A 21,284-nucleotide genomic window follows, 5' to 3' on the forward strand; every position below is an offset into this window, starting at 1 on the left:
TGCCGCGCAGGCCCGCGCAGCACCGGCAGACCTCTCGGCCTGTCAGCCGCCGGATTCGAGCGTGTGGGTGGCGTGCTTGTCCTGCGCCAGCAGCTCCGCCATCTGCGGCAGCGCGGTCTTCAGGGCGGCCTTGAGCGTGTAGGGCGGGTTGATCAGGAACATGCCGCTGGCGGGCAGGCCGGGGCGCTTGACTTCACCCGCAGCCGTTTCGACGAGCTTGCTGTTTTTCACCGTGAGTGTGGCGTGCAGCCAGCTTTTGCCTGCCTTGGTGGCCAGGGTCTTGAGGCGGCGGGGCAGATCATGGGCCTCGGGGCGGGGAATGATGGGGTACCAGAACGCATAGGTGCCCGTGGCAAAGCGCTTGAGCGAGTCGCTCGCCATGTCCAGCACCTTGGCATAGTCGCTCTTGATTTCATAGCTGGGATCGCACAGCACAAGCGCGCGGCGGGCCGGTGGGGGCAAAAATTTCTTGATGCCCTCAAACCCGTCTTCGTGCAGCACGGCCACCTGGCGGCCGGCTTCCAGCTGGGCGACGTTGCCCGCCAGGGCGCGCAGGTCGGTCGGGTGCAGCTCAAACAGCTTGAGCTTGTCGTGGTCACGCAGCAGGCGCTGGGTGATGAAGGGCGAGCCGGGGTAGACCCGCAGCGTGTTGCCCTGATTGAAGGCGCCCACCATGTCCACATAGGCCTGCAGGGCCGGGGTGAGGGCGGGTGTCGTGGGGGCAAAAAGGCGGGCGATGCCGTCGGCGGCCTCGCCGCTGGTGCTGGCGTAGTCCCCGTCCAGCCGGTACAGGCCCGCGCCTGCGTGGGTGTCCAGCACGGTCAGGGCCGCGTCTTTCTCGGTGAGATGTTGCAAGGCGGCAATCAAGACCGTGTGCTTGAGCACATCGGCGTGGTTGCCTGCGTGGAAGGCGTGGCGATAACTGAACATGGCCCAATGGTAACGAGTGCGCCCCTGCGGTGGCCTTTTTCGCGGTGCCGGGGGGCGTGGTTGGGTGTATCTTTCCGGGCCACGGCACAATCGGAATCGCCGGTTTGCAGCGAGCGTGATGTTTTTGGCAGACAGGTCGCCATTTGTTAGCCATTTGTTTCGAAATCACCGGCTGCCATGCTTCATGATCGCGCCTGCGGCGGTGCTGGCGCCCCGTTGCGCCCCTGATCCGCCATCGACACCGCAAGCACGCCACGTCCTTTGACCATGACCGAAAGCCCCCGCCAAGCCCCCGCCACTGGCGTCAGCCATGTCGATGCGCTGCCGCCCGGCACCCGGCTGGCCGAGTTCGAGATACTGGCGCTTCTGGGGGTGGGGGGGTTTGGCATGGTCTACAAGGCGTTCGACCATTCCCTGCACCGCGCAGTGGCCATCAAGGAATACATGCCGTCGGCCCTGGCCGGGCGCTCCGAGGGGCAGTCGCTGTGGGTGCGCTCCTCGTCGGACCAGCAGACCTTCCAGGCCGGCCTGGCCTCGTTCGTGGGCGAAGCCCGCCTGCTGGCGCAGTTTGACCACCCGTCGCTGGTCAAGGTGTTCCGCTTCTGGGAGGCCAACAACACGGCCTACATGGTCATGCCGCTCTACAGCGGCATGACCTTCAAGCAGGCGCGCGCGCAGATGCGCACGCCGCCGCCCGAAGCCTGGCTGCGCAAGCTGCTGTGGTCGGTGCTCGATGCCCTGCGCGTGCTGCACGATGGCAACACCCTGCACCGCGACATCTCGCCCGACAACATCTTCCTGCAGGACAACGGCCCGCCCGTGCTGCTGGACCTGGGGGCGGCCCGGCACGCGATCAATGACCAGGACCGCAAGCACACGGCCGTGCTCAAGGTGAACTACGCGCCGATCGAGCAGTATGCCGATGGCGACGAAGAGCTGCGCCAGGGGCCGTGGAGCGACCTGTATTCGCTGGCCGCCGTCATGCACGGCTGCCTGGCCAACGACACCCCGCTGCCCGCCACCCTGCGCTCCATCCGCGACCGCATGGTGTCTTTCTCCCGCATCGCCAAAACCGTCAAGCGGCAGTTCGGCGTGGAATATTCGGCGCCTTTTGTGGCGGCGATTGCCCAGTCCCTGGCGCTGCGGCCCGAGGACCGGCCGCAGAACATCGACGCCTTTCTGCAGGCCATGGAGATGACCTCGGCGCCGGACGATGTCCAGCATTTCGATTTCCGGGCCGAGCTGGGCGACATCTGGGTCGAACCTGCCGACCAGCCCGGGCCCGGTTTGCTCACGCCCACGGTGGACGTGACCTCTGCGCCCCGGATCGTGGCCGAGATGCAGGCCCAGGCGCAGGCCAAGAGCGTGGCGGCCGTTGTGGCCATCGCCGACGCGGGAGGCCCGCAAGACCGGTCATCGGAGGAGGTGGGTGGAGACACGGTCGTGCTCGGCGGGCCTGACACCGTGGCGGCCGACCCCGGGGACACCGTGTTCATCGACGCCGGTGACACGGTGGCCGCCGACGACTCCCGCTACGGCGGGTGGGGCAGCCATCGCCCGCAGGGCGCGCAGCCGCAGGCCCGTGCGTTGGAGCGCGACACCGTGCGCCCGTCCGCCAGGCCCGCCAAGGCGGCGCGGCGCTCGCCCCTGGTGGCCGGGCTGGTGGTGGCGGTGCTGGTGGTCGTGGCGTCTGCCGCCGGGTTGCGCTGGGCCCAGAGCGGCAAGGCGCCCCGCGACGACATCATCACCGAGATGGCCGAGCGGCCCGCCGCGCCCGCTTCGGCGGAGGCCGTGTTGACGGAAACCGCTGCGGGCGTGCCGGTGGCGGAGGCTTCCGCCCCAGCCACCCCGGACCATGCTGCGGGCACCGCTGCCACAGCGTCTGCGCCCGCACCGGCCTTTGTTGTGGCCTCGGCACCTCGCGTGCCCCCGCGCACGGCCAAGCGCGCGGCGGCCGAGCCCGGACCCGCGCCCATCACGGTGCGCGAGGAGCCCGTGCCCCCGCCCCCGCCGGTGGTGGCCGAAACCAAGCCCAAGCCCGCACCGGCGCCACGCCCGCCTTCGCCGCAGGAGGCCTGCTCCGATGCCAACTTCCTGTCCCGCCCCCTGTGCATCCACCAGGAATGCCAGAAGCCATCGCAGGCCGGGCAGCCCATCTGTGTGGAAAACCGCCGCCGGTACGAGGCCGAGGAGCAGCGCCGCCGCCAGACGCCCAACTAGGCGCGCTGGCACTTTGGAGCGGCTGCTTGCGCCCCCATGGGACAAATTCGTATAATCGAGGGCTTCGCAGCGCTTTTGTGGTCCCGCGGCGAAGATCAAGTGCCACCTAAGAGGCTTCCGAAAGAGGAGCACCGACCGTGGAAAAGGACCCGCCAAACCCTCTTTTCAAGAGAAAACTCATGACTACTACTTTCAGCGCAAAGCCCGCTGAGGTCGTGCACGAGTGGTTTGTGATTGACGCGACCGACAAGGTCCTCGGACGAGTAGCCAGCGAAGTTGCTCTCCGTTTGCGCGGCAAACACAAGGCCATTTACACGCCTCACGTCGATACCGGTGACTTCATCGTCATCATCAACGCAGCCAAGCTCAAGGTCACCGGCACCAAGTCCCTGGACAAGGTGTACTACCGCCACTCGGGTTACCCCGGCGGTATCACGGCCACGAACTTCCGCGACCTGCAAGCCAAGCACCCCGGCCGCGCGCTGGAGAAGGCCGTCAAGGGCATGCTGCCCAAGGGCCCCCTCGGCTACGCAATGATCAAGAAACTCAAGGTGTACGGTGGTGCAGAGCATCCCCACACCGCCCAGCAGCCCAAGGCTCTGGAAATCTAAGGAGCCTTGAGATGATTGGTGAATGGAACAATGGCACCGGCCGTCGCAAGTCCAGCGTCGCCCGCGTGTTTCTGAAGAAGGGTTCCGGCAAGATCACTGTGAATGGCAAAGACATTCAGCAGTATTTCGGCCGCGAAACCTCGATCATGATTGCCAAGCAACCGCTGGCGTTGACCAACCATGTCGAAACCTTCGACATCCAGATCAACGTGCACGGTGGCGGTGAATCCGGCCAGGCTGGCGCTGCCCGCCACGGTATCACCCGCGCCCTGATCGACTACGACGCGACGCTCAAGCCCGCACTGAGCCAAGCCGGCTTCGTGACGCGTGACGCCCGCGAAGTGGAACGTAAGAAGGTCGGTCTGCACTCCGCACGCCGCGCCAAGCAGTTCTCCAAGCGTTAATCCTTGGTTCTGCCGGGATGCCGCCCTGCGCGGCATCTGCTGCAAAGTATTCCCTCGGGGTGCTTTACAGAGAAAAACCGCCTTCGGGCGGTTTTTTCGTTTATGGTGCGCTCTTTTCTTTGGGGCCGTATGTCCATGACACGCCTGTTGACCCTATGCGCTTTCGCCTGCTGCGCCGTCGGCTGACCATCAGCGCCCCCCGGGTGGCCATCCGCAGTGCACTGCCCTGGCCCTTTCGCTGGCTGGCCCTGGCCGTGGTGCTGGGTTTTTGTGCGGCGGTGGCGCTGTGGGCGTTCGAATTTGGCAAATCCATTGCCGGGCTGGACACGGTCTCGCGCGACGACATGCTGCGAATGAAGGCGGAGGTCACACGCCTGCGTGACGAAGGCCAGGAGCGCCAGACCGTGGCGCTGACCGCTGAAAGCCTGCTCGCCACCGAGCGCGCTGCCAAGGAAAGCCTGATCGCCCAGGTGCGCCAGCTCGAAGCCGACAACCGGACGCTGCGTGAAGACCTGGGCTTCTTTGAAAAATTGATTCCGGCGGCCAAGACCGATGGCCTGGCGATCCGCGCCCTGCAGGCCGAAGTGCTGGGGGGGATGCAGTTGCGCTGGCAGGTGCTGGTCATCCAGGCGGCCCGCAACGCGCCGGACTTCAATGGCCGCCTGGAGCTGGTGCTGGCGGGCACCCAGGACGGCAAACCCTGGACGCAGACCCAGCCCGCGCAGGGACAGCCCCTGCAGGTCAAGCAGTACCGCCGTGTCGAGGGCGTGCTCGATCTGCCGCCCCATGCCGTGGTAAAAACCGTGACCGCGCGCGTGCTGGACGGTGCCACCGTCCGCGCCACGCAGACCATGGCCATCGAGTAGCCGCAGGCGATGGATGGCCTTGCGCACCGCCCTGTGCCTGTGTCCGGCGTTCAGCGTTCGGCGTCCAGCGGCCTCTGCGCTCCCAAGTCCTGCGCGGCGGGGGCGCGAAGAAGCCTTTCCTTTCCTTCAATCCGCACGCGGGCCTTCGGGCCTGCCTGTCTCTCCAGGAGTCCTGCCCATGTTTTCGCGTAAGAAGCAGCCCCCCATCAAAAGCCTGGTCGCCCAGGGGACGAAGATCGAGGGCGATGTGCAGTTTGCCGAAGGCATGCGCATCGATGGCGAGTTGGTGGGTGATATCCGGGCGGGCGCGGAGCAGCCCAGCATCCTCGTGATCTCGGAAACGGCGCGCGTCGAAGGCGCCATCCATGCCGACCATGTGATCATCAATGGCCAGGTGCTGGGCCCCGTGCATGCGGGCGAGCTGCTGGAGCTGCAGCCCAAGGCGCAGATCACCGGCAACGTGCACTACAAGGCGCTGGAGATGCACCAGGGGGCCGTGATTGCGGGGCAGCTGTTCCCGACGGCCTTGCTGGTCGAGGAAAAGCCCCCACTGAAGTTGGCGTCAAACAACCCGTGACCTGAATTCCCGAGCGGTTTGCAGTAGTATTAACCCCAAAGACTGAACCCGGAGTACCCCATGAGCGCTGTTGCCGACAACATCCAGACCGAAATGCCCGCCCCCATCCTCTTCACCGACAGTGCGGCGGCCAAGGTGGCGGACCTGATTGCCGAAGAGGGCAATCCTGACCTGAAGCTGCGCGTGTTTGTGCAAGGCGGCGGCTGTTCGGGCTTCCAATACGGCTTTACCTTTGACGAAATCACCAACGAAGACGACACCACCATGACCAAGAACGGTGTGTCGCTGCTGATCGACGCCATGAGCTACCAGTACCTGGTGGGCGCCGAGATCGACTACAAGGAAGACCTGCAGGGCGCCCAGTTCGTCATCAAGAACCCGAACGCCACCACCACCTGCGGGTGTGGCTCCAGCTTCTCGGCCTGATGGGCCTTGGGGCGGGCCGGGAGGCCGGTGCCCCGGATGCACCAAAGACAAAAACCGCCTTCGGGCGGTTTTTTCATGGGTGGAGAGATTCCGCTGCTGCGCTCAGGCCGGGTACACCGCGCCCAGCACGCGCGGGCCCGCTGCCCCGGTCACGCTGGGCAGGTTGCCGGGGGCCTGGTGCAGCGCCTGGCGCGCCAGCCAGGCGAAGGCGGCGGCTTCGACCTGCAGGGCGGGCAGGCCCAGGGCATCGGTCGCCACCACCTGCAGCGAGGGGCTGCCGGCCTGCAGGCGGCGCATCAGCTGGGTGTTGAGGGCCCCACCGCCACAGATGGCCAGGGTTTTGCTATCTTTTTTGTAGCTGTCAACGCATGCTGAGCATGCGGTGGCGGTGAATTCCGTCAATGTGGCTTGCACATCCTCCGGCGGGGCATGCCCGAAGCGCTCCAGGTGGGCGGCCAGCCAGGGGGGGTTGAACAGGTCGCGCCCCGTGCTCTTGGGCGGCGGCTTGTGCAGAAAAGGCTCCTGCATCAGCGATGCTAGCAGGTTGGGCAGCACCTGCCCGGTGGCGGCCCAGGCGCCATCCCGGTCAAACGGCTGGCCCGTGTGCTGCTGGCACCAGTGGTCCATGAGCGCATTGCCGGGGCCGCAGTCAAACCCCAGCACGCTGCCCTTCGCGCCCAGCACGCTGAGGTTGGAGATGCCGCCGATGTTGAGCACCAGCACGGTTTCATGAGGCCGGCCGAAGACGCCTTGGTGGAAGGCGGGCACCAGCGGCGCGCCCTGGCCACCGGCCGCCACATCGCGGCTGCGCAGGTCGGCCACCACGGCGATGCCTGTCTGCTCGGCCAGCAGGGCGGGGCTCAGCAGTTGCAGGGTGTAGCCCGTGCCGTCGAACTCTTGGGGGCGGTGCCGCACGGTCTGCCCATGGGCACCGATGGCGCGGACGGCGCCGGGGGATTGGCCGCTGCGCTGCAGCAGCGCCTGCACCACCTCGGCATAGGCGCGCGACAGTGCGTTGCCTGCAAGGGCGGCGCGGTGCAGTTCGTTGTCGCCCGGGGTGTTGAGGGCCAGCAGTTCGGCACGCAGCGCGGGCGCAAAGGCGCTGCCCACGTGGTGCGTGACCTGCATGCGCGGGCCCGAGAAATCCGCCAGCACCCCGTCGATCCCGTCGAGCGAGGTGCCCGACATCAGGCCGATGTACAGCTCGGACATGGCCCGTCGGGTCGTGTGCTGGGGCGTGTTGGGCGCAGACGCAGAGGTCAGTTCGCGCTGGCCTGTTCGATCAGCGCGGCGGCGTTCAGCTGGACGCGCATGTTGGAGGCCAGGCGGTTAAAGGCCGGGCGCGCGGCCGCCGAGACGGGCGCAGCCGCTTCGCTCTTGGCCACAATGGTCATGGGGTCCTGGTGCACGCCGTTCACGCGGAATTCGAAGTGCAGGTGGGGGCCCGTGGCCCAGCCGGTGGCGCCCACGGCGCCCAGGGTCTGGCCCTGTTCGACCGACTGGCCCTGGCGCACGTCGATGCGGCTCAGGTGGGCATAGACCGTGACATGCTGGTTGCGGTGCTTGATGAAGACCACGTTGCCGTAGCCGTTCTGCACCCCGGAGAACTCCACCACGCCATCGCCCACGGTGCGCACGGCCGTGCCCGTGGGGGCGGCGAAGTCGGTGCCCAGGTGGGCGCGCCAGGTCTGCAGGATGGGGTGCAGGCGCATCTTGAAGCCGCTGGTCACGCGCGAGAACTCGACCGGCGAGGTCAGGTAGGCCCGGCGCATGCTTTCGCCGTCCAGGGTGTAGTAGGCGCCCTTGGTGGCGTTGGACTCCTGGAACCAGACCGCCTGGTGGGTCTTGCCGTTGTTCACGAATTCGGCGCTCAGCACGCGGCCGCTGGACAGGGGCTCGCCATCGGCTTCGAGGGTTTCGTACACCACCGAGAAGCGGTCGCCCTTGCGCAGGGAGCGGCGGAAGTCGATGTTGCCCGAGAACAGCTCGGCCACCTGCACGGCCACGGCATCGGGGATGTTCGATGCGTCGGTGGCGGCGAACAGCGAGCTGTGGATGATGCCGCCGGACAGCCGGCTGCTGGTGGTCATCTTGGCGGTTTCGACGCGCGACGTGAACTTGTTGTCGGCCGTGCGCTCCACGACCAGGCGGCGGAAGTTGCCGCTGTCGTCGGGCACCCAGCGCACCTTCAGGCGGATCAGGCGGTGGTCATCGGTGGTTTCAGCCGACACGGTGCGGCCCGAGCGGCCCAGCACGTTCTGGCGCACCGGCGTGTCGCCGCGCATGAAGGCGGCTGCGGCCGGGTCGGCCACGCCCAGGCGCTGCAGCAGCGACTCGGGGGTGTCGCTGGAGCGCACCTGCTCGGAGCGGAACAGCGAAAAGCCGGGCGTGTCGAGCTCGCCCAGCACCAGGTTGTCGGCCAGCGATTCAACGGGGTAGTTCACCATGCGCACCGGCAGCTCGGCTGGATCGGGGGCAAAAGATGCCACGGCAAAAGCGCCGCCGCCGCCCGTGAGCAGCAGGGCGGCAATGGCGGCAGTGATGCGTTTGGGGTGTTGTTGGATCGTGCGGGACAGTCGGTCAAGCAAAGCGGTGCTGGCGGTGCGGACCGTAGTGAGGCCGTGAATCAAAGGTCTATCCCCAGGGTGATTGCGGTTCCGTGGCACACCCCCGGTGTGAATGCGGGGCGGGGCCAGGAGCACAGACTGTCAGGCTGCAGCCATTCGACAGGTTGATAAAAACAGGTCGAAACGGCGGGCCCACTAGAATCCGCCTCTGCAATGTGGGCTGAAGTATAGCGGCGCGTGCTGTCTAGACATCCCAAAAAACCCTTATGAATCAATCTGCTGTTACAACAACCCCGGTCTCCGATGGTGTAGGACGGGCCCTCGAAATCTCGCTGCGCGGCGTGCAGGAGCTGCTGCCGCAGGACGAATGGGTCAAGAAGCTGGCGCGCTCTGAGGCCACCGGCCAGCCGCTGCGCATCAAGCTGGGGCTCGATCCCACGGCGCCCGACATCCACATCGGCCACACGGTGGTGTTGAACAAGATGCGGCAATTGCAAAATCTGGGCCACCAGGTGATCTTTTTGATCGGCGACTTCACCAGCCTGATCGGAGACCCCTCGGGCCGCAACAGCACGCGCCCGCCGCTCACGAAAGAGCAGATCCAGGCCAACGCCGAGACCTACTACCGCCAGGCCAGCATGGTGCTGGACCCGGCCCGCACCGAGATCCGCTACAACAGTGAGTGGAGCGAGCCCCTGGGCGCCAGCGGCATGATCCAGCTGGCCTCCCGGTACACCGTGGCGCGCATGATGGAGCGCGACGACTTCCACAAGCGCTTCACCACCGGCCAGTCCATTGCGGTGCACGAGTTTCTCTACCCGCTGATGCAGGGCTACGACTCGGTGGCCCTGAAAAGCGACCTGGAACTGGGTGGCACGGACCAGAAGTTCAACCTGCTCATGGGCCGCCATCTGCAGCAGGAATACGGCCAGGAGCCGCAGTGCGTGCTCACCATGCCGCTCTTGGTGGGCCTGGACGGCGTGGACAAGATGTCCAAGTCCAAGAACAACTACATCGGCATCACCGAAGAGCCGAACTCCATGTTCGCCAAGGTGCTGTCCATCAGCGACACCCTGATGTGGGACTGGTTCACCCTGCTGTCGTTCCAGAGCCTGGCCGAGATTGCCGCGCTCAAGGCCGAGGTGGCGGGCGGGCGCAACCCCAAGGACGCCAAGGTGATGCTGGCCAAGGAAATCACCACGCGTTTCCACAGCGCGGCGGCGGCCGATGCGGCCGAGCAGGACTTCATCAACCGCAGCAAGGGCGGTGTGCCCGATGAAATCCCCGAGCTGAGCCTGTCGGGCGCGCCTTTGGGCATTGGCGCGCTGCTCAAGCAGGCCAATCTGGCGCCTTCGGGCAGCGAAGCCAACCGGCTGATCGACGGCGGCGGCGTGCGCGTGGATGGCAGCGTGGTCAGCGACAAGGGCCTGAAGCTGGCCGCTGGCACCTATGTGGTGCAGGTGGGCAAACGCAAGTTCGCGCGGGTGACCCTGGCTTGATTGAAAGAAAATTGGCCGCAGGCGCTAGGGAAATAAGCGCTGGCAGCTATCAAAATGAAAGCGCTGAGGCCGTAGGGCCCAGCGCTTTTTTCATGACCCGTCCAGGTTGTCGTTCAGGTCCGGATCGGGCACATCCCCGATCGCCTCGCGCGTGGCCTGGGCCTGCACCTGCAGCCAGGCGCAGAACGCCTTGATCTCTGGCCGGTGTGCACTGCGCGGCCCCACCATCAGCCAGTAGGACAGCGGCGAGTCGATGCGGTGGCCGGGCAGCACCTCCACCAGATCGCCTGCGGCCAGGGCGTCGGCGATCAGCGGCATGCGGGCCAGTGCCAGGCCCTGGCCGGCCAGCGCGGCCTGCACGATCTGGTGCGCGTAGTTGAAGTACAGCCAGCGCTGGGGCTGCAGCTTGGTCAGGTCGCGGGTGTCGAACCAGCGGCGCCAGCTCAGGTATTCGAGGTAGTGGGTGCGGTGGGCGTCGCCCGCTTCGATCAGGGTGAACTGCGCCACATCGGCCGGGGTGCGCAGCGGTTTGCTGCCTTTGAGCAGCCAGGGGCTGGCCACCACGGCCAGTTGTTCGCCAAACAGGCGGGTGCCGCCCTGGGTCGCGCCGCTGGGCATGGCGTAGCGCAGGGCCAGGTCCACGTCCGAGGTTTCCAGGTCGACCTGCACATCGCTTGCATCGATGCGGATGTCGATGCCCGGGTTGTCGCGCTGGAACTCCTCCATGCGCGGGATCAGCCACATCGATGCAAAGCTGGCCCAGGTGGTGATCGCCACGCTGCGGCGCCCGGCCGTCTGGCGCACCAGGCGCACGGCGGCGTCCATGCGCTCCAGCGCTGGGGCCACGGCGCGCTGCAGCTGTGCGCCCGCGCTGGTCAGCTCCACGGCGCGCGTGTGGCGCAGGAACAGCGCCACGCCGACTTCTTCTTCCAGTGCCTGGATCTGGCGGCTCACGGCCGACTGGGTGAGCGCCAGCTCGTCGGCGGCGGCGCGGAAGTTCAGGTGCCGCGCCACGGCCAGAAAGGCGCGCCAGTGGCCGGTGGCCACGGGCCGGGTGCGCAGGACGGCGGGGGAGTATTCGGCTGAGGCCATGGGGGCTCCAGATGGGTTTTGATTCATGCGTTGGTGGAATGAATAGCGTACCGCGTTTTCATTGGACTGTGTGTGGCGCAGGGATCACCATTCAGGCTCCGTAACACCTGTTTCATCCACCCCAAGGAGCCTGTCATGCCCGCCCGCAACGTTCTGGAATCGCAACAATCCGTCCAAGCCGCCGTGGCTGGCCGACCTGCGGCCGGTTGCTGGAAACTGGCCCCCGGCCGCGCCCTGTCGCTGCACCCGCGCGAGCCCAGCGTGCTGGAGATCGCCCAGGGCCGGGTCTGGCTCACGCTGAGCGGGGCCTCACCCACCCCATTGCCCGCAGACCTGCCTGCCGATCTGCCCCGTGGCGTGGCCGACCACATGTTGCAGGCCGGCGATCGCCTGGCGATTGCGGCTGGCCAGCATGTGGTGATGGAAGCCTGGAACCCCGCTGGCCTGCCCGATGGCGGGGTGGCCTTCCATTGGAAGGGTGCCGCCGCCCTGGCGAACGGGCAGGGCGCGCATGTCCTGCGGCGCGGTGCCGACTGGGAGTGCGGCGTGGTTCAGCCCCTGCGCGACCTGGCGCAGGCCCTGGCCCAGGGCGGGCGCGCCGTCGGCCAGGCTGGTGCTCAGGTGCTCGGCGCCACGGGGCGTCTGGCCCTCGGAATCGCCCGTTTTGCTCTCTTTTGGATAGCGGATCTGCGCGAGCGCAGGCCCGTTTGAGCACGACATGCAAGAAGAGCATCAATCGACGCACTCCTTTTCATTGGACGCTGTGGCTAGCACAGCGCACCATAGAGTCCATCAAGGGTAAACCCGGAGATTCACATGACCATCACCTCGCAGACCTTCAAGTTCCTCTCCACCGCTGCCACGGCGGCTGCCGCCCACGGTGCCAGCACCTTGCTGCCAGGCAAGGCCCTCAGCCTCACGCCCCGCGCGCCCATGGCGCTGCGTGTGGCCGAAGGCCAGGCCTGGGTCACGCTGGATGCCGGCCCTTACGGCACGGGCGCCGAAGCCGGTGACGTGTTCCTGCACGCCGGCCAGACCCTGTGGGTGGCCGCCGGCCAGCATGCCGTGGTCGAACCCGTAGGCCGTGAACGCCTGCAATACCGCTGGACCCGCACGCCGGTGGAAGTTGCCAGCACGGCCACCCCCTGGTGGCGCCGTGCGGCGTTTGGCAGCCCGTCGGTGGCTGTGGCCAGTGACGCCTGCTGCGCCTGAGGCGCCTTGCCGAGGGGCCGTGGCGGTGGTCACGACACCGCCCGCTTGATGCCCACGGGGTTTTGTAGAAAAAAGAGCTTCTAGCGCNNGCGCTAGAAGCTCTTTTTTTGATAGCGGATGGCTTGTTGCGGCTTCTTGGGCCTCAGGCGCCTGGCGTATCCAGCAAGCGGATCAGCTGCTCCTGCAAGGTGGTCAGAATCTCCTCGGACAACCCCGGCTGCGCCGCCGCCGTGGCGCGGGCCAGCACCAGGCCTCCGACCATGGTGGCCAGCACCTCCATGGCGCGGGCGCGGTGGGCTGCTGCCGTTGCCGTGGTGGCCGCGTCGGTGGTGTCTGTGGTGTCTGTGGTGCCGGCCGGGGCGCACGCAGCGGGTGCCGTGTCGGCCAGCAACTGCGCAAAGCGCTGGATGTTGCGCTCGATGCCCTCGGCAAACACCTGTGACAACTCGGGCCCCGCGCGTGCTGCGTCCACCGCCAGCGCGGCGGCGGGGCAGCCGCTGCCGGGGGTGTCGCGGTGCTGGGGCGAGAGGTAGCTCTTGATGCGGTCGGCCACATTGGTGTTGGGCGTGTGGCCGTCCAGCGGGGCAATCGACCAGTCGAACGCGCGGGCGCAGGCCTCGCGGACCAGCGCGTCCTTGGACTCGAAATGCCGGTACAGCCCGCCATGCGTGAGCCCCGCGTCGCGTGTGATGTCGGCCACGCCCACGCCGGTGAGACCGCGCTCGCGGTACAGCCGGGCGGCGGCGTCCAGGATGCCCTGGCGGTTTTCGGCGGCCTGTGCTTTGGAGACCTTCATGGACAACGCCTCGTATTGATTGCGATCGTACGCAAAATGCAGTTTTGTGCTTATGATGACGCTCCCAATCATAAACGCACGACTCCTTTGCGGCGGCGTGACCGCGTGGCGTGCCACCGGGCTGCCGCTGGCCCCTGGCACCCCGGGGCCGCAGGGGGGCGGCAACCAGCGAGGTGATTCCATGACCCCCAGCCTTCTTTTCCCCCGCGCCACCCCGGCGCCCACCGTGCCCGGAGTGGCCTGCTGATGCGCCGCGTCGTCATCACCGGCATGGGCCTGGTGTCGCCCCTGGGCTGCCAGGTGGAACTGGCCTGGCAGCGTCTGTTGGCGGGCCGCTCGGGCATCACCCCGCTGCCCGACGCCGTGGTCGAAGGCGTGCCCGCCAAGGTGGCTGGGCAGGTGCTGCCGTTGTCCGAAGACCCCGAAGGCGGCTGGGACGTGGACGCCATCGTCTCGACCAAGGACCAGCGCAAGATGGACCGCTTCATCCCCTTTGCGCTGGGCGCTGCGGACCAGGCACTGGCCCAGGCGGGCTGGCCTGCGGTGGGGGGGGATGAGGCGGCGCTCGCACGCACGGCCACCGTCATCGCGTCGGGCATCGGCGGCTTTGGCGCGATTGCCGATGCGGTGCGCACCACCGAAACGCGCGGGCCGCAGCGGCTGTCGCCGTTCACCGTGCCCTCGTTCCTGGTCAACCTGGCGGCGGGGCAGGTGTCCATCCGCCACGGGTTCAAGGGCCCGCTGGGCGCACCGGTCACGGCCTGCGCCGCCAGCGTGCAGGCGCTGGGCGATGCGGCCCGCATGATCCGCTGCGGCGAGGCCGACATCGCCGTGTGCGGCGGCAGCGAGGCCGCCATCGACCGCGTGAGCCTGGGCGCGTTTGCGGCGGCCAAGGCGCTGTCCACGGGCTTCAATGACACGCCCGCGCAGGCCTCGCGCCCATTTGATGCCGGCCGTGACGGCTTTGTGATGGGCGAGGGCGCGGGCATGCTGGTGGTCGAGGCGCTGGAGCATGCGCTGGCACGCGGCGCACAGCCGCTGGCCGAGCTGGTGGGCTACGGCACCTCGGCCGATGCGTACCACATCACCTCGGGGCCGGAAGACGGCGACGGCGCCGCGCGCAGCATGGCCGCCGCGCTGGCGCAGGCGGGCCTGCGGGCCGATGAGGTGCAGCATCTCAATGCCCACTCGACCTCCACCCTGGTGGGCGACCGGGGTGAGCTGGCCGCGATCCGCCGCGTGTTCGGCGCGGGCGCGGGGCCCGCGATCACCTCCACCAAGTCGGCCACGGGCCACCTGCTGGGCGCGGCGGGTGCGGTGGCCACGATCTTTACGGTGCTGGCGCTGCGCGACCAGGTGGTGCCCGGCACGCTGAACCTGCACGCGCCCGATGAGCAGGCGCGGGGCCTGGATCTGGTGGCGCTGGCGCCGCGCCCCCTGGCGCTCACGCACGCCATGGTCAACGGCTTTGGCTTTGGCGGGGTGAATGCGACCCTGGTGCTGCGGCGCTGGCCCGTGGCAGACGCTGCGGCGGGTTGATGACCACGGCGCGGGCGGGGTGTGGGTGGATGCTGCCGGTGGCGTGACCGGCGGGCGCCATCTGCAGCGCCCTGGGCCCTGCGGGCGGCGCAGCCGATAATCCCGCACCGGCCCGCGCGGCGCACCGCCCCGGGCCTCCGATCTCCAGACGCATTCCATGACCCCACTCGACATCCTCATCATGGCGGCCGGCAAGGGCACGCGCATGAAAAGCCGCCTTCCCAAAGTGCTGCAGCGCCTGGCCGGGCGCCCGCTGCTGCACCATGTGCTGGACCAAGCGGCCCACCTACAGGCGCGCAGCGCCATCGTCATCACGGGCCATGGTGCTATCGAAGTAGAAGCTGCTTGCGCAAGTGCAGCGGGCGCTGGCGGCACTTTTGATCTCAAGTTTGCACGCCAGGAGCCCCAGTTGGGCACGGGCCACGCGGTGCAGCAGGCCGTGCCGCATCTGCGCGATGACGGCACGGCCGTGGTGCTGTCAGGCGATGTGCCGCTGACCCAGGCCGACACGCTGCGCGCGCTGGTGGCCGCCAGCGGCGGCGAGCAGCTGGCGCTGCTCACAGTGGCCCTGCCCGACCCCACGGGCTATGGCCGCATCGTGCGCAATGCCGGTGGCGCCGTGCAAGGCATCGTCGAACACAAGGACGCGAGCGACGCCCAGCGCGCCATCACCGAGGTCTACAGCGGCATCATGGCCGTGCCCGCGCGCCTGCTGTGTGGCTGGCTGGCGCGGCTGACCAACAACAACGCCCAGGGCGAGTACTACCTCACCGACATCGTCGCCATGGCCGTGGCCGACGGCGTGCCCGTGGTGGCGCACCGCATCAGCGATGCGCTGCAGGTGGCGGGCGTGAACAGCCCGCTGCAACTGGCCGAACTGGAGCGCGCCCACCAACTGCGCACCGCGCGCGGCCTGATGGAGCAGGGCGTGCGCCTGGCCGACCCGGCCCGCTTTGACCTGCGCGACGATGCCCGTACCGGCGTGCGCGGCGAGCTGCTGTGCGGGCAGGATGTGGAGATCGACGTGAACTGCGTCTTCACCGGCCGTGTGGAGCTGGGCGAGGGCGTGAGCATTGGCGCCCACTGCTGCATTGCCAACGCGCGCATCGCGGCGGGTGCCGTGGTCCACCCCTACACCCACATCGACGGCGAAAAGCTGGGCGCCACCGTGGGCGAGGGCGCGCTGATCGGCCCCTTCGCCCGCCTGCGCCCCGGCGCACAACTGGGGCGCGAAGTGCACATCGGCAACTTCGTGGAAGTGAAGAACTCCACGATGGCCGATGGCGCCAAGGCCAACCACCTGGCCTACCTGGGCGATGCCACCGTGGGCGAGCGCGTGAACTATGGCGCGGGCAGCATCACCGCCAACTACGACGGCGCCAACAAACACCGCACGGTGATCGAGGCCGACGTGCACGTGGGCAGCAACTGCGTGCTGGTGGCGCCCGTGACCATTGGCGCAGGCGGCACGGTGGGCGGTGGCAGCACCATCACCAAGAGCACGGCGCCCGGCGCGCTGAGCGTGGCGCGTGGCAAGCAGGTGAGCATTGCCAACTGGAGTCGCCCCAGGAAGGGAGGCACCCCCTGAGGCGCTTCGCGCCTTCCCCCTCTCCTTCGGGAGGGGGACGCACCCGGTGGCCTGGCGGAGCCAGTTCCACGGGTGCACTGGCGGGGGGCGTGCCAGTATCTACCGATGTGAGCAGGCGGGGCGTTGCTGAATGCCGTGCCAGGTTCAGTGGGGTGTGAGTCATGAACGACGAAGACATTCAAAAGACCGTCGAGAAACTGCGCGCCGAACTGGCCCGCAGCCAGCAGCAGGTGGCCGACATGGCGGCCGCGCAAGAGGAGTTTGTGCGCGCCGTCTCGCACGACCTGCGCGCGCCGCTGCGGCATGTGACGTCGTACGGCGCACTGGTGCGCGAGGTGCTGGGCGATTTGTCGCCCGAGGTGGCGCAGGGGGCCGAGGTGCAGGAGGCGCTGGGCTTTCTGAGCACCATGGACCAGTCCGCCCGCCGCATGGGCCTGATGATCGACGGCCTGCTGGCCCTGGTGCGCGCCAGCCGCGCCCCGCTGCGCCCGCAGCCCGTGCCGCTGGCGGGCGCAGTGGCCGAGGCCCGCGCCACGCTGGCCCCTGCCGAGGCGGGTCGGGCCGTGGAATGGTGCGTGGATGCCAACCTGCCCACGCTGCAAGCCGACCCGGTGCTGCTGCAGGAGTTGCTGGTGCAGTTGCTGGGCAACGCGCTCAAGTTCACACGCCCGGTGGCGCAGCCCTGCATCACCGTGCGGGCCGATGCGGCACCCGAGGGCAGCGTGGCCTTCACGGTGCAGGACAACGGCGTGGGCTTTGACCCGGCGCGTGCGGGCGGCTTGTTCGGCGTGTTCCAGCGCCTGCACCGCGAGACCGAGTTTGACGGCGTGGGCGCTGGGCTGGCGCTGTGCCGCGCCATTGCCCAGCGGCAGGGTGCCATGGTGACCGCCACGGCGGTTCCGGGGGCGGGCTGCACGGTGCGGGTGGCGTGGCCTGTGGCTGCCGACGCAGCGCAAGAGCCAGGGGCTTGGTAGAAGAACCTGCCTACACCGCCGGCGCCAGCGCCGGCTCGATGTAGCCCGACACGCGGTTGCGCCCTTCATGCTTGGCCGCGTACAGCGCCACGTCGGCCGCATCGATCCAGGCGCGCAGGCTGCTGTGGCGGTGGTCGGCCGGGGCCACGCCGATGCTGCTGGTGATGCGCAGCTCGGGCAGATGGCGCAGGCGCACACACTCGGTCTGCTCACGGATGCGCTGGGCGATGGTGAGTGCGTCGCGGGCGTGCATGCCGGGCAGCACGATGGCGAACTCATCGCCGCCATAGCGCCCCGCGCAGTCGCCCGCGCGCACATGGCCGCGCACCACATGGGCCAGCGCGCGGATCACTTCGTCGCCCACGGTGTGGCCGTGCAGGTCGTTGATGCTCTTGAAATGGTCGATGTCCAGCATCAGCATGCAGGCGGGCTCGTCGGTGGTGTGGTGGCGGCGCAGCGCGGCCTCGGCCTGCTCTTGCCAATGGCCGCGGCCGAACAGGCCGGTGAGCGCGTCCACGCGCCGCAGCTCATCGAGCATCTGGTTGTGGTGCGTGGCCTTGCGGATGAGGTGGTAGCTCACGATGCTCACGGACAGCGTGTGCAGCACCATCACGGGCAGGCAGGCCACCATCACCAGCATCGATGTTTCGGGGGCCCACTGCATGCCGGTGAGCAGGGTGCTTGCCGCACCGGCCACCAGCATCGCCACCAGCGCGCGCGCCCACAGCCCCCGGATGCCGGTGGTGATCTTGTCCACCATCGACAGCGTGACCAGCAGCACGCTGGGCAGCAGGTTGAAATGCATCAGCGGCACCAACGCGGCGGCCAGGGCCGAGTCGATGAGCAGGTTGCGGGTTTCGGTGCGGTAGGGGTCGGCGCTGCGCCGGGTGAGCAGGTAGGCCCCATGGGGCCAGGCAAAGCAGGGCAGCACCATGCACAGCCATGCCAGGGCCGAGGCCTGGCGCTCCCACAGCACTGCGCCCACCAGCACGCCGCCCAGCCCCATGCCCAGTATGCGCAGCGGGTAGATGCGGCGGGGCATCTGGCGTCGGGGTGTCGGCATGGGTCTGTGGAGGGGGCCCGGGCCTGCCGCAAGGGGCGCAGGCACGGGCAAAGGTCAATGATGCGAAGGAGCTTACAACGCCCATCCGGGCGATGCCAGCAAGAAATGACCAGGGGCGGCCCTGGGCGTGCGCGCTCTGCTGGGGCGCCTTTTTATCAAATTTGATAGCGCATAGCGCTTGTCAGTCGGGCGCTAGAGGCACTTTGGTGTCGAATTTGGCTCGCCGCGTCGCAAAGAAGGCCTTCACATTGCGCACGTTGGCATCGCCCGTGAACAGGCGCTGCGACAGCGCGAGGTAACCCGGCATGTCGCGCGTGTGCACCACCAGCACAAAATCCGGGCCCGGCGACACGCGCCAGCACTGTTGCACGGCCGCATCGGCCACGGCACGGGCCTCAAACGCATCGAGCAGCTCGGCACCCTGGCGGTCCAGCGAGACTTCGACGATGCAGGCCAGCCCATGGCCCTGGAGGGCAGCCAGTCGGTCGGGCTGCAGGATGGCCACCTGGCGCTCGATCAGTCCGGCATCCTGCAGGCGCTTGACGCGGCGCAGGCAGGTGGGGGGCGACACATGCACCTGCTCGGCCAGCGCCTGGTTGCTTTGGGCGGCGTCGGTTTGCAGCAGGTTGAGCAGCTGCAGGTCGGTGGCATCGAGCGTGATTTGTTCCGTCATTGGTGATATTTTGAACTTAAATTTCACANNTGTGAAATTTAAGTTCAAATTTTATTGAATATCAATCAAACATTTCTTTTGTGGCTGCCTACCATCGCACCATCGTTTTCCAACCAAGGCATTCACCATGTGCGGCATCGTCGGCGCAGTCTCCACGCGCAACATCGTTCCCATCCTCGTGCAGGGCCTGCAGCGGCTGGAGTACCGGGGCTATGACTCCTGCGGCGTGGCCGTGCATGGCGCCAGCATCGATGCGTCGCGCCACGGCACCGCGCGCGGCGGCCTGCAGCGCGCGCGCAGCACGGCCCGCGTGGCCGAGCTGCTGGCGCAGGTGCAGGCCGAGCAGGTCGATGGCGCCACCGGCATCGCCCACACGCGCTGGGCCACGCATGGCGCGCCCGCCGTGCACAACGCCCACCCGCACTTCAGCCATGGTCTGGGTGCGGACGCCGCCGCCCAGCAGGCCGGGCGCGTGGCGCTGGTGCACAACGGCATCATCGAAAACCACGAAGAGCTGCGCCGCAGCCTGCAGGCGCGCGGTTACGTGTTTGCCAGCCAGACAGACACCGAAGTCATCGCCCACCTGGTGGACAGCCACTACAGCGGCGACCTGTTCGAGGCCGTGCGGGCCACGGTGGCCGAACTGCACGGTGCCTACGCCATCGCCGTGATCCACAAGGACGAACCCCACCGCGTGGTGGGCGCGCGTGCCGGCTCACCGTTGATTCTGGGCGTGGGCTCGGGCACCGGAAACTCGGTGGCGGGCGAGCACTTCCTGGCCAGCGACGCCATGGCCCTGGCGGGCGTGACGGACCAGATCGTCTACCTGGAAGAAGGCGACCTGGTGGACCTGCAGCTGGGCCGCTACTGGATCGTGGGGCAGGACGGTGCAGCCTTGGCCCCCGCAGAGCGCCCCGTGCGCACCGTGCAGGCCCACAGCGGCGCGGCCGAGCTGGGCCCTTACCGCCACTACATGCAAAAGGAAATCTTCGAGCAGCCGCGTGCGATTGCCGACACGCTCGAAGGCGTGGAAGGCATCGTGCCCGAACTGTTCGATGGCATCGGTCAGCATGGCCAGCCCGGTGCCGCCGCCTGGCGCGTGTTCAAGGAGATTGACAACGTCCTCATCCTGGCCTGCGGCACCAGCTACTACAGCGGCTGCACGGCCAAATACTGGCTCGAAGAAATTGCCGGCATCCCCACCCAGGTCGAAGTGGCCAGCGAATACCGCTACCGCACCAGCGTGCCCAACCCGCGCACCCTGGTCGTCACCATCAGCCAGAGCGGCGAAACCGCCGACACCCTGGCCGCGCTGCGCCATGCGCAGTCCCTGGGCATGCCGCACACGCTCACCATCTGCAATGTGGCCACCAGTGCCATGGTGCGCGAATGCAAGCTCGCCTACATCACCCGCGCCGGCGTCGAGATCGGCGTGGCCAGCACCAAGGCCTTCACCACGCAGCTGGCGGGCCTCTTCCTGCTGACGCTCGCGCTGGCCCAATCCAAGGGCCGCCTCACCGAAGCGCAGGAAGCCGCCCACCTCAAAGCCATGCGCCACCTGCCCGTGGCCCTGCAGGCCGTGCTGGCGCTGGAGCCCCAGCTCATCAGCTGGGCCGAAGACTTTGCGCGCATGGAAAACGCGCTGTTCCTGGGCCGGGGCCTGCACTACCCCATCGCGCTGGAAGGCGCGCTCAAGCTCAAGGAAATCAGCTACATCCACGCCGACGCCTACCCCGCTGGCGAACTCAAGCACGGCCCCCTGGCCTTGGTGACTAGCGCCATGCCCGTGGTCACGGTGGCGCCCAACGATGCGCTGCTCGAAAAGCTCAAGAGCAACATGCAGGAAGTGCGCGCCCGCGCGGGTGTGTTGTACGTGCTGGCCGACGGCGACACCCGCATCGAAAGCAGCGAAGGCATCCACGTGATCCGCATGCCCGAACACTACGGCGCGCTCAGCCCGCTGCTGCACGTGGTGCCGCTGCAGCTGCTGGCGTATCACACGGCTTGTGCGCGGGGGACGGATGTGGACAAACCCAGAAATTTGGCGAAAAGTGTCACGGTGGAGTGACGTTCTGGGTGGGGGAATGTGGTTGACTCCAACAAATAAAGTCAGTCGGGCACAAATAAAGTTCGTCGGGAAAATTTCACATTAAGAAATGAAAAGGCGCCTCAAAATGAGGCGCCTTTTCATTGTTAGATCACAAAGCTATGGGGGAGGTGGATGGACTGCTTCTGTTTAGGGTTGTG

Annotated in this window: 20 protein-coding genes; 13 read left to right on the plus strand and 7 right to left on the minus strand. The window is 67.7% G+C overall.

The annotated features are described in order from the left end of the window. Positions 1-42: 42 nt before the first annotated feature. The gene (locus DBV10_RS18335) at positions 43-930 is read right to left on the minus strand and encodes a 23S rRNA (adenine(2030)-N(6))-methyltransferase RlmJ (RefSeq protein ID WP_124515041.1); all 888 of its coding nucleotides are present in this window, start codon (positions 928-930) and stop codon (positions 43-45) included. 267 nt (positions 931-1,197) lie between these two features. Here DBV10_RS18335 and DBV10_RS18340 point away from each other — a divergent pair, with 267 nt between their 5' ends. The 6 genes from DBV10_RS18340 (at position 1,198) to erpA (ending at position 6,034) form a co-directional block, all read left to right on the plus strand. Beyond that, positions 1,198-3,150 (plus strand): serine/threonine-protein kinase, encoded by a 1,953-nt coding sequence (locus tag DBV10_RS18340; protein WP_124515042.1) that lies wholly within the window; start codon positions 1,198-1,200, stop codon positions 3,148-3,150. 179 nt (positions 3,151-3,329) lie between these two features. After that, complete coding sequence (gene rplM, locus DBV10_RS18345; RefSeq protein WP_026437700.1) at positions 3,330-3,761, plus strand: 50S ribosomal protein L13; 432 nt, start codon at positions 3,330-3,332, stop codon at positions 3,759-3,761. 11 nt (positions 3,762-3,772) lie between these two features. Beyond that, a complete protein-coding gene (gene rpsI, locus DBV10_RS18350) occupies positions 3,773-4,165 on the plus strand; it encodes a 30S ribosomal protein S9 (protein ID WP_011804080.1) in 393 nt (130 codons plus the stop codon). 155 nt (positions 4,166-4,320) lie between these two features. After that, a complete protein-coding gene (locus DBV10_RS18355) occupies positions 4,321-5,031 on the plus strand; it encodes a DUF6776 family protein (protein ID WP_124515043.1) in 711 nt (236 codons plus the stop codon). 178 nt (positions 5,032-5,209) lie between these two features. After that, the gene (locus DBV10_RS18360; RefSeq protein WP_124515044.1) at positions 5,210-5,608 is read left to right on the plus strand and encodes a polymer-forming cytoskeletal protein; all 399 of its coding nucleotides are present in this window, start codon (positions 5,210-5,212) and stop codon (positions 5,606-5,608) included. A gap of 60 nt (positions 5,609-5,668) precedes the next feature. Further along, positions 5,669-6,034, plus strand: coding sequence for an iron-sulfur cluster insertion protein ErpA (gene erpA / locus DBV10_RS18365; RefSeq protein WP_056414289.1), 366 nt, complete (start codon positions 5,669-5,671; stop codon positions 6,032-6,034). A gap of 102 nt (positions 6,035-6,136) precedes the next feature. On the opposite strand, the gene DBV10_RS18370 is transcribed toward erpA, so the two are convergent. Beyond that, positions 6,137-7,246: an anhydro-N-acetylmuramic acid kinase gene (locus DBV10_RS18370; RefSeq protein ID WP_124515045.1), complete on the minus strand. Its 1,110-nt coding sequence runs from the start codon at positions 7,244-7,246 to the stop codon at positions 6,137-6,139. A 47-nt stretch (positions 7,247-7,293) separates the two neighbouring features. Next, positions 7,294-8,664 (minus strand): M23 family metallopeptidase, encoded by a 1,371-nt coding sequence (locus DBV10_RS18375; RefSeq protein ID WP_124515046.1) that lies wholly within the window; start codon positions 8,662-8,664, stop codon positions 7,294-7,296. A 203-nt stretch (positions 8,665-8,867) separates the two neighbouring features. On the opposite strand from DBV10_RS18375, the gene tyrS reads away from it, so the two are divergent. Beyond that, complete coding sequence (gene tyrS, locus DBV10_RS18380; RefSeq protein ID WP_124515047.1) at positions 8,868-10,100, plus strand: tyrosine--tRNA ligase; 1,233 nt, start codon at positions 8,868-8,870, stop codon at positions 10,098-10,100. A gap of 90 nt (positions 10,101-10,190) precedes the next feature. Here tyrS and DBV10_RS18385 read toward each other — a convergent pair whose 3' ends face one another. Then, on the minus strand, positions 10,191-11,192 hold the full coding sequence (locus tag DBV10_RS18385; protein WP_124515048.1) for a LysR substrate-binding domain-containing protein: 1,002 nt from the start codon (positions 11,190-11,192) through the stop codon (positions 10,191-10,193). A 135-nt stretch (positions 11,193-11,327) separates the two neighbouring features. Between DBV10_RS18385 and DBV10_RS18390 the strand changes: the two genes are divergently transcribed. Beyond that, complete coding sequence (locus tag DBV10_RS18390; protein ID WP_124515049.1) at positions 11,328-11,903, plus strand: DUF2917 domain-containing protein; 576 nt, start codon at positions 11,328-11,330, stop codon at positions 11,901-11,903. Between the two features lie 105 nt (positions 11,904-12,008). Continuing rightward, on the plus strand, positions 12,009-12,404 hold the full coding sequence (locus DBV10_RS18395; protein WP_124515050.1) for a DUF2917 domain-containing protein: 396 nt from the start codon (positions 12,009-12,011) through the stop codon (positions 12,402-12,404). Between the two features lie 142 nt (positions 12,405-12,546). Here DBV10_RS18395 and DBV10_RS18400 read toward each other — a convergent pair whose 3' ends face one another. Further along, entirely contained in the window at positions 12,547-13,200 is a 654-nt protein-coding gene (locus tag DBV10_RS18400) for a TetR/AcrR family transcriptional regulator (RefSeq protein ID WP_124515051.1), read from the minus strand. A gap of 246 nt (positions 13,201-13,446) precedes the next feature. Here DBV10_RS18400 and fabF point away from each other — a divergent pair, with 246 nt between their 5' ends. From fabF to DBV10_RS18415, 3 genes are all read left to right on the plus strand, one after another. Further along, complete coding sequence (gene fabF / locus DBV10_RS18405) at positions 13,447-14,739, plus strand: beta-ketoacyl-ACP synthase II (RefSeq protein ID WP_124515052.1); 1,293 nt, start codon at positions 13,447-13,449, stop codon at positions 14,737-14,739. A gap of 157 nt (positions 14,740-14,896) precedes the next feature. Beyond that, on the plus strand, positions 14,897-16,327 hold the full coding sequence (gene glmU, locus DBV10_RS18410) for a bifunctional UDP-N-acetylglucosamine diphosphorylase/glucosamine-1-phosphate N-acetyltransferase GlmU (protein ID WP_124515053.1): 1,431 nt from the start codon (positions 14,897-14,899) through the stop codon (positions 16,325-16,327). 161 nt (positions 16,328-16,488) lie between these two features. Next, a complete protein-coding gene (locus tag DBV10_RS18415; protein WP_124515054.1) occupies positions 16,489-17,301 on the plus strand; it encodes an ATP-binding protein in 813 nt (270 codons plus the stop codon). Between the two features lie 10 nt (positions 17,302-17,311). Here DBV10_RS18415 and DBV10_RS18420 read toward each other — a convergent pair whose 3' ends face one another. Together DBV10_RS18420 and DBV10_RS18425 are read right to left on the minus strand one after the other, a co-directional pair. Continuing rightward, positions 17,312-18,364 (minus strand): diguanylate cyclase, encoded by a 1,053-nt coding sequence (locus DBV10_RS18420; protein WP_124515055.1) that lies wholly within the window; start codon positions 18,362-18,364, stop codon positions 17,312-17,314. 181 nt (positions 18,365-18,545) lie between these two features. Continuing rightward, the gene (locus tag DBV10_RS18425; protein WP_124515056.1) at positions 18,546-19,037 is read right to left on the minus strand and encodes an Lrp/AsnC family transcriptional regulator; all 492 of its coding nucleotides are present in this window, start codon (positions 19,035-19,037) and stop codon (positions 18,546-18,548) included. A 127-nt stretch (positions 19,038-19,164) separates the two neighbouring features. On the opposite strand from DBV10_RS18425, the gene glmS reads away from it, so the two are divergent. Then, positions 19,165-21,105 carry a glutamine--fructose-6-phosphate transaminase (isomerizing) gene (gene glmS, locus DBV10_RS18430; RefSeq protein ID WP_124515057.1) on the plus strand — a complete coding sequence of 647 codons (1,941 nt, stop codon included), beginning with the start codon at positions 19,165-19,167 and terminating at the stop codon, positions 21,103-21,105. Positions 21,106-21,284 lie beyond the last annotated feature (179 nt).

This window comes from Acidovorax sp. FJL06, from assembly GCF_003852545.1.
Taxonomy (GTDB): domain Bacteria; phylum Pseudomonadota; class Gammaproteobacteria; order Burkholderiales; family Burkholderiaceae_C; genus Acidovorax.

What these genes read in the sequence shown, in the direction of transcription:
- DBV10_RS18335 (WP_124515041.1), bottom strand. Translation starts at nt 930, where the DNA reads ATGTTCAGTTATCGCCACGCCTTCCACGCAGGCAACCACGCCGATGTG.
- DBV10_RS18340 (WP_124515042.1), top strand. Translation starts at nt 1,198, where the DNA reads ATGACCGAAAGCCCCCGCCAAGCCCCCGCCACTGGCGTCAGCCATGTC.
- rplM (WP_026437700.1), top strand. Translation starts at nt 3,330, where the DNA reads ATGACTACTACTTTCAGCGCAAAGCCCGCTGAGGTCGTGCACGAGTGG.
- rpsI (WP_011804080.1), top strand. Translation starts at nt 3,773, where the DNA reads ATGATTGGTGAATGGAACAATGGCACCGGCCGTCGCAAGTCCAGCGTC.
- DBV10_RS18355 (WP_124515043.1), top strand. Translation starts at nt 4,321, where the DNA reads ATGCGCTTTCGCCTGCTGCGCCGTCGGCTGACCATCAGCGCCCCCCGG.
- DBV10_RS18360 (WP_124515044.1), top strand. Translation starts at nt 5,210, where the DNA reads ATGTTTTCGCGTAAGAAGCAGCCCCCCATCAAAAGCCTGGTCGCCCAG.
- erpA (WP_056414289.1), top strand. Translation starts at nt 5,669, where the DNA reads ATGAGCGCTGTTGCCGACAACATCCAGACCGAAATGCCCGCCCCCATC.
- DBV10_RS18370 (WP_124515045.1), bottom strand. Translation starts at nt 7,246, where the DNA reads ATGTCCGAGCTGTACATCGGCCTGATGTCGGGCACCTCGCTCGACGGG.
- tyrS (WP_124515047.1), top strand. Translation starts at nt 8,868, where the DNA reads ATGAATCAATCTGCTGTTACAACAACCCCGGTCTCCGATGGTGTAGGA.
- DBV10_RS18385 (WP_124515048.1), bottom strand. Translation starts at nt 11,192, where the DNA reads ATGGCCTCAGCCGAATACTCCCCCGCCGTCCTGCGCACCCGGCCCGTG.
- DBV10_RS18390 (WP_124515049.1), top strand. Translation starts at nt 11,328, where the DNA reads ATGCCCGCCCGCAACGTTCTGGAATCGCAACAATCCGTCCAAGCCGCC.
- DBV10_RS18395 (WP_124515050.1), top strand. Translation starts at nt 12,009, where the DNA reads ATGACCATCACCTCGCAGACCTTCAAGTTCCTCTCCACCGCTGCCACG.
- DBV10_RS18400 (WP_124515051.1), bottom strand. Translation starts at nt 13,200, where the DNA reads ATGAAGGTCTCCAAAGCACAGGCCGCCGAAAACCGCCAGGGCATCCTG.
- fabF (WP_124515052.1), top strand. Translation starts at nt 13,447, where the DNA reads ATGCGCCGCGTCGTCATCACCGGCATGGGCCTGGTGTCGCCCCTGGGC.
- glmU (WP_124515053.1), top strand. Translation starts at nt 14,897, where the DNA reads ATGACCCCACTCGACATCCTCATCATGGCGGCCGGCAAGGGCACGCGC.
- DBV10_RS18415 (WP_124515054.1), top strand. Translation starts at nt 16,489, where the DNA reads ATGAACGACGAAGACATTCAAAAGACCGTCGAGAAACTGCGCGCCGAA.
- DBV10_RS18420 (WP_124515055.1), bottom strand. Translation starts at nt 18,364, where the DNA reads ATGCCGACACCCCGACGCCAGATGCCCCGCCGCATCTACCCGCTGCGC.
- DBV10_RS18425 (WP_124515056.1), bottom strand. Translation starts at nt 19,037, where the DNA reads ATGACGGAACAAATCACGCTCGATGCCACCGACCTGCAGCTGCTCAAC.
- glmS (WP_124515057.1), top strand. Translation starts at nt 19,165, where the DNA reads ATGTGCGGCATCGTCGGCGCAGTCTCCACGCGCAACATCGTTCCCATC.